Origin of the sequence: Paenibacillus sp. Marseille-P2973 (genome assembly GCF_018101095.1) — a bacterium.
Classification (GTDB): Bacteria; Bacillota; Bacilli; order Paenibacillales; family Paenibacillaceae; genus Fontibacillus; species Fontibacillus vini.
Map to the genome: position 1 here is coordinate 62,757 of NZ_JAGQEH010000018.1, position 12,985 is coordinate 75,741.

Genomic DNA, 12,985 nt, shown 5'->3' on the forward strand with positions numbered 1-12,985 from the left:
AGAATTCACCTCTTTCCCGGGCTATACCTTACCCTGCCGGTATAAGTAATGGCTGAACTGGAAAATGCGTTCCAGCGATTTTTTGCGGATATGGGGCTCGTCGAACTTCATCGGCTTGGCATTAGCCTCAAAAAACCAGATTTTCCCTTCCGTATCGATTCCGAGATCCATCGACATTTCGCCAAGCGTATAACCGGCGCTCTTTTCTATCTGCTTGGTGATCAACAGGCCGCTTGACTTCAACCGGTTCATCAAAACATTGGTCATTTCCTGGCCGAAGGTCGGAACGAGCAATTTCTCCGGGTCCTCGACACTGCCGCCTTGGGGAACGTGCGTGGTGATCCGCCGCGGACCGGCCAAGCGTGCGCCGATCCCGGTTACTGTCCAGATGCCTTTTCCTGTTTTTTGCACAAGCATCCGGATATCGAAATGCCTGCCTTTATACGAAGCGAGTTTGATGCTCTCCTGCATAATGTAAGGAACCCGGCCGGTCTCCGCCTTGATCCGTTTCCATAACAGGAGGGGTTTGCCGGTTTTATACACGACATTTTTGCGCCGAAATCCCTGAATGGTAAGCTTGTAAGGTCTTTCCTCGGCTTCGTCGAATTGAAGCAGCATAATTCCTTTTCCCGCTTTGCCGCTTTCCGGCTTCAGGTAGAGGCTCCCGTATTGCTCAAGCATGGGCAATAAAGACTTGGGTGAACGCAGCCTCTTAGTGTCGGGGACGAGAGCCTTGGTGGTCCGGTTTTTTTTCAGCCAGTCGAACAGCGTCCATTTGTTGAAAAAAAAAGGATTAAACAGCTGGATGCTCTCGTGCCGGATGCACTCTTCGATTTTGCGCCGGACTGACGGTCTCCGCTCATCCTCGCGCTGGGGAATTCGGTTGTAAATCACTTGCGGGAGAGGGACCCATTGTTTCGTCCACTGTTTTTCTTCCGAGCTGTATACATAGCCTTGTATTTTATGCGACGACAGCTTTAGATCTTTGGTCGTTACGATATATACCGGAAAATCCAGTTCCTTGCCCGTTCTTACGATATCCCGAAAGTTAGCCCGATTGCCGCGAAATTGGGTCCATTCATCATGAACGGTCAGCACGGCGATGACTGGCTTCTGATCGCTCGCAAGCTGGCTCATTAGGCTTCCCTCCTCCGGAATTTACTCAGATAGAGGCAGTGTTCCAGAATGTGTTCGACAGATGCCTTTCCTTCCGCACGGAGCGAGGGATGCTTGAAGATGGACCGGCCCGGCTTGGCGTTCGCTTCAAACATCCAGATCTTCTCGTCCGTGTCGATACCGATATCGAAGCCGATTTCACCGATTAAATGCTGATGATGCGCCTCGATAGCTTCGGCCAGCGTGATCGCCACATTTTTGGCGTTCCTCAGTACCTCATCAGCTCTGGGACCGAATGCGCGGGCGAGCGCCTGATCCGGAGTGAGCAGCGATCCGCCGTTTTTGAGATGGGTAGTTACGCTGCCTTTTCCTGCCTTTTTGGCTCCGATGCCGACTACGACCCACTGGTTCCGCCCGTTTTTGTGCATATGAAACCGGAAATCGATAGGGCAGCTGTCGATTTCGATGAGCCGGATCCCCTGCTGGGCCACGTATCCTCTTAAAGCGCGGCCGTGCCTTGCTTGCAGCGTTCGCATCATGCTATTGAAGGAGCCGAACCGCAAAAGCGCATTTCGGCCGGTTTTGCGGTACCTCGCATAATACCCGCTCTTGGGGATGCGGGAGAGCCGGTAGATGCCGTTGCCGAGACTGCCGTTGTTCGGTTTGTAATAAATCAGCGAATGCCGGTCCAGCAAATCCTTGATTTGCTCGGGGGTCGGGTTCATAATCGATTCCGGAACATACCTGTTTACTAGAGAATCCTTCTCGAGCATGCGGTAAATATCGGATTTATTAAAGAAGCTCCAGTTGAAGAACGGGATTCTCCGCCGGATGAACCGCTCCCGGAGCTGGGCAATCGAAGTAGTCGTTTCCGCCCGCCTGCTGGGAAGGCGATTGTACACGACATCCGGCAGAGGAACCTTCTTTCGGATGAAGTGTCCGGCTTCGTTGAGAAAATAGCCGTTGACCGTTTCATTCTCCCAGTGGATATCCTTGGGGGTGAAGGCGAAGATATAGGATTGTTTGCTGCCGTGTCTCAGCAATTGCTTGATGAAACCGGTTCGGGAGCCAAACGGATTGGCTGCAGACGAGGCCGGTCCATCCGACAAGACGCCAATGAGCGGCCCAATTTGCACTTCCCCTTCCTGCAGGCTGCGTAAAAATATCCCGCCGGCCATCGGTATTTTGATGTCTTTCCGGATACTGCTGCCGAGATAAAGATGCTTACCGGCTTTATTGATAGGTTTGATTACAGCGGGAATGCGTTCTCCGCCAAATCTGAGATGAACCGACTTTTTCCCGGACAGCTTCAAGTTTTTCATTAAAGAGCCGGACACGTAGACGACCCTTTGGGGCTGCTGCGTGAAATGGACGTTGCCAAAAGTCAAACTCATGAATTTTATCCTCCTAAAAAAGTCTTCCGTGCCTCATTCAAGGTTTGCTCAGCAGCAAGTGACGCGCATAGAGAATCGGATTTTCGATCGATTTTCTGGCGCTTTGACGATCGCCGATCCGGAAAAAGGATGAGCGGCCCGGCTTCGAGTTGACCTCCAGCACCCATACGCTTCCCCTCCGGTCGACGCCGAAGTCGATTCCTAATTCGGCCAGGCGGCCGAAATGGGATTCGAGCGAACCGGGAATCACCATCGACAGTTTACGGATCAGAGATAGGGCCTCTTCTGCAGCGACAGTTCCAAGCTCCCGGCTTAGAAACGGCTGCGCTCTATGCGCCGTACCTCCGCCGTGCAGATTGGATGTGAGTGTATGCTTCGGACCGACTCTTGCTGCCATCCCTGTAAGTTCCCATTCTCCCTTGTCATTCTTCTGCATCAGCACCCGGATATCGTACGGCTCATCTTGAGAGGTGCTGAGTTCCAGATAAGGCTGCAGTAAGAAGGGCCGGTCTTTAGTAAACTTATCGATCCATTCGAAGCCTTCTTTCTTGCTGGAGAAAGTATGCCGCAGCAAATCGTTGCGGCCGTCCCGGCCGGTAATTTCCAGATGCTCCCGATTGCTCGTGGTCCTCAAGCGCAGGGTTCGCTTGCCATGTGTTCCGTTATAAGGCTTTAGAAAGGCTTCGCCGCCATGTCCCGCCAGCCAATCCGCCAATTGGGAGGGAGTTTCATAAGGGACTGTCTCCGGCAAAAAAGGGGCGATCTCCGGGAACTTGCGAAGCGTTTGATGGACACGCCATTTCCCTGTCAATCCCCGTGTTAAATAAACGAAGGGATGTTTCCTCGACAATTTCTCCAAAGCTTGCCTTTTTCGCTGTTGCCGCCTCTGGTCATGGGTGAAGCAACGGTCGTAGACTATGTCCGGATGAGGGAACAGCCGATATTGCCATCCGCCGTTTTCGAAACAATAACCGGGTACGGCATCTTGGCTCCTTCGGAGAAAAGACGGGCAAAACACGTAAACGGTCATTCCTTGTCTGCTGCCGATAATGCACAATTTGCGGCAAAATCCCGGCTCCGCAAATGGGATGGGAGCGTTGCTTTCGGCAACCAAAATGCCCATCACGCCATTTGATCGTTTGTTGATCATCCTGTACCTCCTCAAAAGCCGGACAAATAGCGGGCGTATTCAACCACCTGTTTGACGGAAGGGCGAATTTTGTTCCCTCCGATCGGGGTGTTGTCGTTCTTGGAAGGTTTGGAATTGACCTCCAGCAGCCAGATTCGTCCTGACGAGTCCAAGGCGAGATCGATGCCGAGTTCACCGAAATGCGCAGGAATCTGGACATCGACGCCCTGGGCGATATCCAGCGCCGCTTTACGCAGGCGAAGGGCGATCTTACCTTTTATGCCGGCCGGGAGTGAACTTCTCCCGATAGCCTCCTTCACGGTGCTGAGCGAACCGCCTCGGGCAAGATTGGACACGAAATGCTGGCTTCCGGCCGTACGGGCCACTATGGAGGTCACATTCCACTTTCCCGCCCGATTCTTCTGCACCAGCGCACGGAAATCCACCGGGCGGCGATCCGCCTGGATCAAGGTTAATCCTTGCTGGATTTGATAGCGCGTCGTCTTCATTTTGCCGGAGAGGGAGGAGTACAGCTTGGCGAGACTTGGATAAACCTGACGCCTCGTACCTCCGACCTGAGCGGTTAGGGTTTGATAGCTTCCGCCCTCAAGTTTGGAGATCCGGATGATTCCCTTTCCGAGACTGCCTCTTATCGGCTTAAGAAAGACGACGGGATGTTTGGCGCACATCGTTTTAAGTGTAAGAAAGTTACGAAAGAGGTGGGACTCCGGCAAATATCTCGATACCGCCGCATCGCGGCCCAGAGCATCGAAAACTTCCGTCTTGTCAAGAAACTTCTCGTTGAAAAAGTGGCTCCTGTACCGTGATTTTACTTCTTTCAAGAAATGCTGTACGCTAGGTTTATTCTCCAATTTTCGCGAAGTCAGGCGGTTGTAGAACACATCCGCGGCAGGCACCTGGATCTGCTTCCATCCGTCTCCGTAGACCCAGGCCGACAAATTGCTTGAACTGGTGCCGATGTGATCCGGCGTAAAAAAATAAACGTACACACCTTGATGCTGGCAGGCGTTTACGAGCTCTTTGCAGAACATCGTAATCGGCCCGAAGGGGCGTTCCAGGGATCCCGGCAGGTCGCGGCTGATCAGCACGCCGATCAGCGGCCCTAGCTGCAAAGTGGATGAGTGCGGGCGGAATGTGAGCCGCAGCACGGAACGGGCTAGAACACCCATTTTTTCGGCCAGCTCCTGGCTGACCCGGATTCCGTCGAATCTGGCCAATGGCACGACCCGAACGGTCTGCTGAAAAGAGCCGAACACGAGCTGCAGCGGATGGTTCACAGGAATCCGCCACTGTTTGATCAGTTGTTCTCCAAGAACGAGATCGTCTTTTTCCAGCAGATTCGGGCTCATGATTTGAATTTTTAATTTTTTGGAGGGCATGAAGCGGATCTCCTTCCAAGCTTAAGCTTGATGTCTTGGATGCAATAAAAGTCATCTGCATAAGCGCATGTAATGCATCATATGAGGACATAGAATCCTTGGTGATTAACCCATTTCCGATTTGATGTCAGTGCTGCAGACTTTTTGGCAGCCGCTGCATTGGGGCGAAAGCCGAATATACTTAAAGTGTGTGCTCAAAAAGTCGACTTTTCAGCACCGGAAGGCCTGACTGAATGCAAGATTCGATGTCGAATAAGCAACCTGAGGCACTTCGTGATCAAAAGGTGACTTTTTTGAACAACCTCTTATTTGAAAATAATTTGTTTAGCCGGGTTTAAAAGGAGGTATGCCAGGTGGCCGATTGGATTTATGTTCTGATCAGCGTGGCTGTGGCCGCCTTTGTCGGCGGAGTCACGAATCATTTTGCGATTAAAATGCTGTTTCATCCCAGAAATCCGGTATACATCGGTAAATATCACGTTCCGTTTACGCCGGGTCTGATTCCGAAACGCCGGGAAGATATCGCGGAATCTCTCGGAAATGTCGTGGCGGAATATCTGGTAACGACGGAAGGTCTTCAGGAGCTGCTGTCTCGTCCGGCATTTAAAAAGCAGGCGGAGCAATATTTGGAGAACCTGCTTGTCCGATTGGGCGCAAGCGAACTGACGTTAAAGGAAGCGGCGCTGAGGGTTTGGGAGCCTGAACGGTGGGAAGCGGCCAAATCCCGGCTTGCAGATACGGGCAGATCGGTGGCGGACCGCGGACTTAACCTGCTGTGGAATGATCTCGGCTGGGGGGATCGTTTGTTGAAGGACCTCTTGCCGGGCTGGAATGAAGAGAATCGGCAGCGTTGGAGCGGCGCAGCTGCGGAAGCGGTGCTGCTAGCGGTTGAAGAAGAGCTTCTGTCGGCTGAGGGACAGCGTATGCTGACCAAGCTGGCCGGGGACTTGGCGGATAAGGCCGGCGGATTTCTCGGCACGATGGCGGCAATCTTCATGGACGAGGACAAGTTGGTGCGCAAGCTGACACCTGCATTGGTGCGGGCGCTGCAAAGCGAGGAAGCCAAAGACAAAGTTGCGAAAGCGATCCGGGGCAAACTGGAGATGTTCGGGGAGAAACCGGCTGCAGAGCTGCTGGAAATGGTAACCGGAACGCCGGCACAGGAGTGGTTGTCGGACAAAATCAAACAATTGCCGCTCGAAAAGTGGATCGCAACTGCTGAATCCGTCCGGATTTCATCACTGGTTGCTCCGTGGCAGGCTCAGGCGCAAGCGGCGCTGCCTTCGGTTACGGATCGGCTGCTTGCTCTCGTCGTGAAGGGAATTCCTACGGCGATGAAGGCGATTCAACTGCCGAAGCTCGTACAGGAGCAGGTACAGAAGTTTCCGGTCGAACGGCTGGAAGAGGTCATTTTGAGCGTATCCGGCAAGGAATTCCGGGCCATCACCTGGCTGGGGGTCTTGCTCGGAGGCATCATCGGATTATTCCAGTCCGTAATGATCATATGGGTAAGATAATTCATAATATCGGAGGATGATCCTATTGAATATTTACGATAAAGCGAATGAATTGGCAAAAGCACTCAAAGAGAGTGAAGAAGTGAAGGAAATTACCGCGGCGATGAAGCTGGTCGACGCCGATCCCGAAAGCAAGAGAATGCTGGATGATTTCCGCAACCGGCAGAACGAGCTGCAGCAACAGATGATGACAGGTGAGATGCCTGCTCCGGATGAGATGGAAAAAATGGAGAAGCTGTTCGAGGTGCTCAGCATGAACCTGAATATTCGCCGGCTGTTTGACGCAGAACGCCGTCTCAGCATCATCATTCAGGACGTGAATAAGATCATAACGGACAGTCTGCAGCATCTGTACGGAGATCAAATGTAGTAATACAGAAGAAACTAGTCTCATATTTTCCGGACAGCCTTCATAGAATAGAAATATAGATTTGAAGATGAAGGAGCTGCGGAATATATGAAGACCGTGAAAAAAAAGAGCAAATTAAAACATGTCGTGTATCTTGTTTTGGCATTAGCGATGCTGGTGTACGCGTTACCGATGATTTCCTTCGAGCCAGGTGCAGGCTTTGTTTCCCTGTTTGGTGCAGTGTGGGCCGCCTTTGCCTTCCTCGTAATCGGGGCACATCTGCATTTCATACTGGGCGTCAACGAGGAAAAGCAACGTGCACTGGATGCCGTCCGCCGGGCCAAGCTGCGGGAATGGCAAAACAAATGGAGCGAGGACGGAAAGCAAGGCCAAAGCTTGTAAGCGGAACAATAAAGGAAAGGCTGTCTTGAAGCCGTATGGGCTTTAAGACAGCCTTTTTTTAATTTCGTTCATCCATGATCATCTTGTCATTGCTCTCTCCCGGAGGCACCATAGGAAATACATTTTGCTCTTCTTTGACGTTGAATTCCATCAACACCGGTCCCGGGATCTCCAGGCTTTGGCGGATGATGGATTCCGCCTCGTCCAAGGTTTGAGCCCGAAGTCCTGTCACTCCGTAGGCTGACGCAAAGGCTACGTAATCGGGCGACGAGATCTGGACGGAGGAGTAGCGGCGCTTATAAAACATTTGCTGCCATTGCCGTACCATTCCCAGATATCCGTTATTCAGCAAGGCAATTTTGATCGGGAGCTGATAATCTACCGCCGTCATCAATTCCTGCAGGTTCATCTGGAAGCTTCCATCTCCAGTAACACAGATGACCGGACTGCCGTCGCCTGCAATCGCCGCCCCGATCGCGGCGGGAAGTCCGAAGCCCATCGTACCGAGTCCGCCTGAGGTCAGGAAAGAACGGGCATGCTTGAATTTATAATGATGTGCCGTCCAAATCTGGTGCTGGCCTACATCGGTGGCCACGACCGCGTTTCCTTCCGTAAACTTGTGGAGCAGCTGGATAACCTCCTGCGGACACAACGTACCGGCCTCCGCGGTAAAATGAGGGACCTTCTTCTGCCAGCGGGTCGTTTCCTTGGCCCATGCTTCTGCCGCAGTAAGCCGGCCGGTCAGCGGGTTTATTTTCATCAGCAGGTCCCGGATATTGCCGTGTACGGCAACATCGACAGGGATATTCTTGCCGAGCTCCGCGTCATCGATGTCAACGTGAACCTTCCAGGACTCCGGCGAAAAGGATTTGATCTTGCCGGAGAGCCGGTCATTAAATCTTGCACCCAGCGACAGCAGGACATCCGCTTGATGAACGGCCCGGTTAGCCGCATAAGTGCCGTGCATTCCCAGCATCCCGAGATAAAGGGGATGATCGGACGGGAACGCGCCGATCCCCATCAAGGTGCTGACGACCGGAATTCCGGCGTTCACCGCCAAGTCCAGGAGGGCATCCGATGAGCCCGAAGAGGCAACGCCGCCGCCGGCAAGAATGACGGGCCGCTCAGCGGAACCAAGCCGGGTTGCGATCTGTGCGATGGTTTCTCCCGGAATTTCCGGAGCCGGCTCATACCCGCGGATCGAGATCTTTTCCAGCGTTCCCAATGCCGTTTTGGCGTTCATGATATTTTTCGGTAAATCGATCAGCACCGGGCCGGGTCTGCCTGTAGATGCGATATGAAAGGCCTCCTTAATAATTCGGGGCAACTGCTTCACGTCCATGACTACGTAATTATGCTTGGTTACATCCATGGTCATGCCGAATATATTTACCTCCTGGAAGCTGTCGCGTCCGATCAGGTCCGTGGAAACCTGGCCGGTCAGGACCACCAGCGGAACGGAATCCATGAATGCGTTAGCGATGCCCGTGACCGCGTTCGTAGCTCCGGGTCCGGAAGTCACCAGCGCCACACCGGGCCGGCCGGTTACCCGGGCGTAGCCGTCCGCCGCATGAACGGCAGCTTGCTCATGCCTCGTCAAAATATGACGGATATCGGAGCAATCGTAAAGGGCATCGTAAATCGGGATGACCGCGCCGCCGGGATAACCGAATATCGTGTCAACCTGTTCTCCCATCAGGCATTCAATGAGCAGCTCCGCACCGGTTATCGTTTTTTGCTGCCGAATAAGATCGTTAGCCATATGGTTCTCCCCCAGTTTTTTTTCTGACAATTCTATCTTAAATGTGAAGGACTCAAAGTGACTCCAGTCATAAGGGGGCAATAAAAATCCGGATATGATAGGTGAATACAATTGCCGGGAGATGAATGTAATGCAACCTAATTTCACTCAGGAACGGGATTATAACCACAATCCGTTCATCGTCATATGGGAAGTAACGCGTGCCTGCGCATTGAAATGTCTGCATTGCCGGGCCGAGGCGCAATATCATCCCGATCCGCGTCAGCTTACGCTGGAAGAAGGCCGAAAGCTGATCGACGATATCGCGGAAATGGATCGGCCGCTGTTTGTATTTACCGGTGGTGATCCGCTGATGCGCCCGGATCTCTTCGAGCTGGCCAAGTACGCGATTCACGAGAAAGGTCTGCCTGTCTCCATGACGCCGAGCGCAACGCCGAGAGTAACCTTCTCGGCTGTGGAAAAAGCCAAAGAAGTCGGCTTATCCCGCTGGGCGTTCAGTCTGGACGGTTCTACGGCGGAGATTCACGATCATTTTCGCGGAACACCAGGTTCCTACCAAATGACGATGCGGGGAATAGATTACCTGCATGAGCTTGATATACCGATTCAAATCAATACAACCGTGTCGCGTTATAACCTGGATGATCTGCCGCGAATTGCGGAGAAAGTCAAGGGAATGGGGGCCGTTCTATGGAGCGTCTTCTTTCTCGTGCCGACAGGGAGAGGCATGGTTGGCGACATGATCTCGCCGGAGGAGCATGAGAAGGTCATGGAATGGCTGGCTCGCTTGCAGAAGGAAATGCCGTACGGCGTGAAGGCGACGGAGGCTCCTCACTATCGCCGGGTCTTTATGCAGCAAAAGAAGAGGGAGGCCCAGGAGGGGCGGCAGGCCGAAGCTGTAAAGCGGGCCGATGTGCTGGGCCGCTCACCGAAGGGCGTGAATGATGGAGACGGCTTTGTTTTCATCAGCCATACGGGCGACGTATATCCTAGCGGTTTTTTGCCGGTAAGCTGCGGAAATGTCAGAGAGTCCTCTTTACCCGAGATATATCGGAATTCTCCGATCCTAAGGGAGCTGCGTGACAAATCCCTCCTGAAAGGCAAATGCGGAGTCTGCGAGTTCAAGCAGCTGTGCGGCGGCTCAAGAGCCAGAGCCTATGCGGTGACCGGTGATTATCTGGAGAGCGATCCTTACTGCGCGTATGTGCCGATGGCTTATACAAATGGATGAAGTGTGTATGGGGCGTGTATGAGGAGTTGTTGTGTGAAGCGTACGGGTACATTAACAAGTATGCAACAAAGTGTATGGGACGAAAAAAGCGTGTATGAGGCGTTTATGGACGAAACTAGAGCGTGTATGATACGTGTATAGGACGAGAATAGAGCATATATGAATGTGTAGGTATGTGTAGGAACGTGAATAAATGGATAGTAAGCATGTAAAAGTTGTACGCGGGGTTGTATCCGAGCTGTATCCGAGCTGTATGGAGCCTATGCTGTTGTGTGAAGCGTATTAACGAACTACAGAAACGCTATTTGGCGAAAAAGCGTCATCAAAAGTTTCTAACGAACTGAGTTGGCCTTATACCCGTCAAATTCCGTTGATTCCCCTGATTTTTCACTAAATAAGCACGGTACGATTCCTTAGCCTAAATTTTTGCGTTTATTCGGTAAATAAGAAACGTGAAGTTCTTTAGAGCTGGGACTGGGGGCCGGGGCAGGAACCGGAGGAGAGCAAGAGGAAGTAAGAGGAAAGCAAAGGGAAAGCAAAAGGAAAGCAAAGGGAAAGCTGAGGCAAGAGGCAGGAGCATTTTTTTGAACGCTACGAATAACAAAAAACAAACGACCGCACACCGGATTTCTTCGGAGGCGGTCGTTTTTGTATGAAAGAAAGAATTGATTTAGTTTGTTTGCGGAACGAAGGTAACGATCCAGTGATCGCTGCTGACCTGCTCACAAGTGCTGGTGTATCCTTTTCCCTCAAGGAGGGGGATCAGCGGAGCCGGCTTCATGATCGCATGCAGTACAAAAGTTTCGCCGGGCTGCAGGTTTTTAAACGTATCCATGATGATGCTGAACGGTTCCTCGCCCGCTCGAAGCTGCGGACGTACATCCAGCTCTACGATTCCGGTGCCGGGGTTGTTTTCCGAGTTCATCCTTCATTCACCTCCAGTTCCGTTTGCTCCATTGTCAGAACGCTGGACAGGCGGGCCATGCCGCTAAGTCCCTTCATACCGCCGTAAAGCGTGTAAAAGAAAGAGTCGGGCGCATCCAAGGAAAATGACAGGTACTGCTTCGGGTCGATCCCCAGCATTTTCTCAAACAGCATCGCCGTATCGTAGGCGTAAAAGCAAAAATAAGTATATTGGAATTCAGGCATTTTTTCGGCGATCATCAGAATCTCAGCAGCGTATTGTTCCAGATTGCTCTCCGCTTCCGCTATCATGCTAAGTGCATCTTCAAGATCCACCGCTATTTTGATGGTTTTCTCATCAATGACCGTTATGGTTGCCATGAACAGCGCCCCCCGGATTATTAGTTTTTGCCGATTTTAACTTGAAATGTCTCAGGGCCTTGTTCAAGATATTCCCAAGAAAATTGTCCGGGATGCATCGCTTCGAATTGAAAACGCAAAGGTACCGGATCGTGGTCGTTCACCAGCAGCATCGCTTCACCAGACTCAAGGCTGTTGTAGGCGGCAAAGATCGTTTTATGCTTTAATTGCGGCGGATATTCCGTAGCATTGACCGTAACTTTAATATTTTCACTCATGATTATTCCTCCTGATACTAAAAATTTTATGTTTCGCGTTCATTATATCAACGCACCTGACATGGATTGTGATACTAGTCACAAATTAAGCGTACCCATAAAAATGCTCTAACCAGCTTTGATTTTCCGTCAAGGTTAGTGTGACGAGTCTCACAATAACCAGCACAGTTCCTCTGCATAGAACTACCTCGGTCTTCAGACGAAGACTCGCAAGTTTAACTGCAATTACTACAGTTAATTTTCATCAAACGTCGACCAAAATGATATTAACTGTAATTACTACATCTAATTTTGCGTTTTTACCCTTCAAGTCGCATAAAGAGGTGAATTAAAGGTAGGTTCTACAGTTATTTCGTAGTAAGAGCAACTTTGTCCTGAAATAACTGTAAGTTATAAAGCTATTTTAAATTCACAGGTAAGATCGGCAGGACGATAACCTCATGCGAAGTTCCTCAAGCAAAGTTGTACAAACAAAGTTGCTCAAGCAAAGTTCCTCAAACAAAGTTCCTCAAACAAAGTTCCTCAAGCGAAGTTCCTCAAGCGAAGTTCCTCAAGCAAAGTTGCTCAAACAACGTTCCTCAAGTGAAGGTCATCAAGCGGAGCCCCGCAAGTTTAGCTGCAATTACTACAGTTAATTTTCATCAAACGTCGATCAAAATGAAATTAGCTGGAATTCCTACATCTAATTTTGAGTTTTTAACCTTCGGGTCGCAAAAAGGGGTGAATTAAAGGTAGGTTTGCAGCTAGAATAAAAAGTAGACACCTCTTAATGTCACACAGATAATAAATCTAATGAGTCAGAAAGGGTGTCGAGAAATGAGTGAGTCTAGGCAACGATACAATGAAACATTTAAGCGTGAGGCCGTAAAGTATGTTCAAGAGCAGACAAAGACGCTGGAGCAGGTGGCCGACGAACTGAACATCAATCCCGGTACGTTGAGAAACTGGGTGGGTAAGTACCGTGAGTTTGAAAATGAACCGGTAAACCAAGGAGAATCACTTCGACAGCAATCCCAGCTCATTGAAGACCAAAAACGTGAGATCGCGGACCTGAAAGAAGAGATCGAAATTTTAAAAAAGGCCGTGCACATCTTCGGGAAAGAAAAGAACTAAGGTTCCAGTTCATCGAAGATCATCGCTCCGA

The 12,985-nt window shown here is 51.0% G+C and carries 13 protein-coding genes; 5 read left to right on the top strand and 8 right to left on the bottom strand.

Going from position 1 to position 12,985, the window contains the following annotated elements:
* Positions 1 to 21: 21 nt before the first annotated feature.
* From KB559_RS22505 to KB559_RS22520, 4 genes are read right to left on the bottom strand one after another with little or no spacing between them, the layout of a single operon-like run.
* Positions 22 to 1,137 carry a YheC/YheD family endospore coat-associated protein gene (locus KB559_RS22505; RefSeq protein WP_211025352.1) on the bottom strand — a complete coding sequence of 372 codons (1,116 nt, stop codon included), beginning with the start codon at positions 1,135 to 1,137 and terminating at the stop codon, positions 22 to 24.
* Positions 1,137 to 2,510, bottom strand: coding sequence for a YheC/YheD family endospore coat-associated protein (locus KB559_RS22510; RefSeq protein ID WP_211025354.1), 1,374 nt, complete (start codon positions 2,508 to 2,510; stop codon positions 1,137 to 1,139). Before KB559_RS22510 ends, KB559_RS22505 begins: the two co-directional genes overlap by 1 nt.
* 37 nt (positions 2,511 to 2,547) lie before the next feature.
* On the bottom strand, positions 2,548 to 3,660 hold the full coding sequence (locus tag KB559_RS22515; protein ID WP_211025356.1) for a YheC/YheD family endospore coat-associated protein: 1,113 nt from the start codon (positions 3,658 to 3,660) through the stop codon (positions 2,548 to 2,550).
* An 11-nt stretch (positions 3,661 to 3,671) separates the two neighbouring features.
* A complete protein-coding gene (locus KB559_RS22520) occupies positions 3,672 to 5,039 on the bottom strand; it encodes a YheC/YheD family endospore coat-associated protein (RefSeq protein ID WP_211025358.1) in 1,368 nt (455 codons plus the stop codon).
* Between the two features lie 353 nt (positions 5,040 to 5,392).
* Between KB559_RS22520 and KB559_RS22525 the strand changes: the two genes are divergently transcribed.
* The 3 genes from KB559_RS22525 to KB559_RS22535 all read left to right on the top strand — a co-directional run bounded on the left by KB559_RS22525 (position 5,393) and on the right by KB559_RS22535 (position 7,307).
* Positions 5,393 to 6,556: a DUF445 family protein gene (locus KB559_RS22525; protein ID WP_211025360.1), complete on the top strand. Its 1,164-nt coding sequence runs from the start codon at positions 5,393 to 5,395 to the stop codon at positions 6,554 to 6,556.
* A 25-nt stretch (positions 6,557 to 6,581) separates the two neighbouring features.
* Complete coding sequence (locus KB559_RS22530) at positions 6,582 to 6,926, top strand: YlbF/YmcA family competence regulator (protein WP_211025362.1); 345 nt, start codon at positions 6,582 to 6,584, stop codon at positions 6,924 to 6,926.
* 87 nt (positions 6,927 to 7,013) lie between these two features.
* Positions 7,014 to 7,307 carry a hypothetical protein gene (locus tag KB559_RS22535; RefSeq protein ID WP_211025364.1) on the top strand — a complete coding sequence of 98 codons (294 nt, stop codon included), beginning with the start codon at positions 7,014 to 7,016 and terminating at the stop codon, positions 7,305 to 7,307.
* Between the two features lie 58 nt (positions 7,308 to 7,365).
* On the opposite strand, the gene ilvB is transcribed toward KB559_RS22535, so the two are convergent.
* Positions 7,366 to 9,069 (bottom strand): biosynthetic-type acetolactate synthase large subunit, encoded by a 1,704-nt coding sequence (gene ilvB / locus KB559_RS22540; RefSeq protein WP_211025366.1) that lies wholly within the window; start codon positions 9,067 to 9,069, stop codon positions 7,366 to 7,368.
* 130 nt (positions 9,070 to 9,199) lie between these two features.
* Here ilvB and KB559_RS22545 point away from each other — a divergent pair, with 130 nt between their 5' ends.
* Positions 9,200 to 10,300, top strand: coding sequence for a TIGR04053 family radical SAM/SPASM domain-containing protein (locus KB559_RS22545; RefSeq protein ID WP_211025368.1), 1,101 nt, complete (start codon positions 9,200 to 9,202; stop codon positions 10,298 to 10,300).
* Positions 10,301 to 10,970: 670 nt separating this feature from the next.
* On the opposite strand, the gene KB559_RS22550 is transcribed toward KB559_RS22545, so the two are convergent.
* Genes KB559_RS22550 through KB559_RS22560 form a run of 3 tightly spaced genes read right to left on the bottom strand, consistent with a single transcriptional unit; the run spans position 10,971 to position 11,841 of the window.
* Positions 10,971 to 11,225: a DUF2249 domain-containing protein gene (locus KB559_RS22550; RefSeq protein WP_211025370.1), complete on the bottom strand. Its 255-nt coding sequence runs from the start codon at positions 11,223 to 11,225 to the stop codon at positions 10,971 to 10,973.
* Positions 11,222 to 11,584, bottom strand: a complete 363-nt coding sequence (locus KB559_RS22555; RefSeq protein WP_211025372.1) for a hypothetical protein — start codon at positions 11,582 to 11,584, stop codon at positions 11,222 to 11,224. Before KB559_RS22555 ends, KB559_RS22550 begins: the two co-directional genes overlap by 4 nt.
* A gap of 20 nt (positions 11,585 to 11,604) precedes the next feature.
* Positions 11,605 to 11,841: a DUF2249 domain-containing protein gene (locus KB559_RS22560; protein WP_211025374.1), complete on the bottom strand. Its 237-nt coding sequence runs from the start codon at positions 11,839 to 11,841 to the stop codon at positions 11,605 to 11,607.
* A gap of 816 nt (positions 11,842 to 12,657) precedes the next feature.
* Between KB559_RS22560 and KB559_RS22565 the strand changes: the two genes are divergently transcribed.
* Positions 12,658 to 12,954 carry a transposase gene (locus KB559_RS22565; protein ID WP_211022752.1) on the top strand — a complete coding sequence of 99 codons (297 nt, stop codon included), beginning with the start codon at positions 12,658 to 12,660 and terminating at the stop codon, positions 12,952 to 12,954.
* Positions 12,955 to 12,985 lie beyond the last annotated feature (31 nt).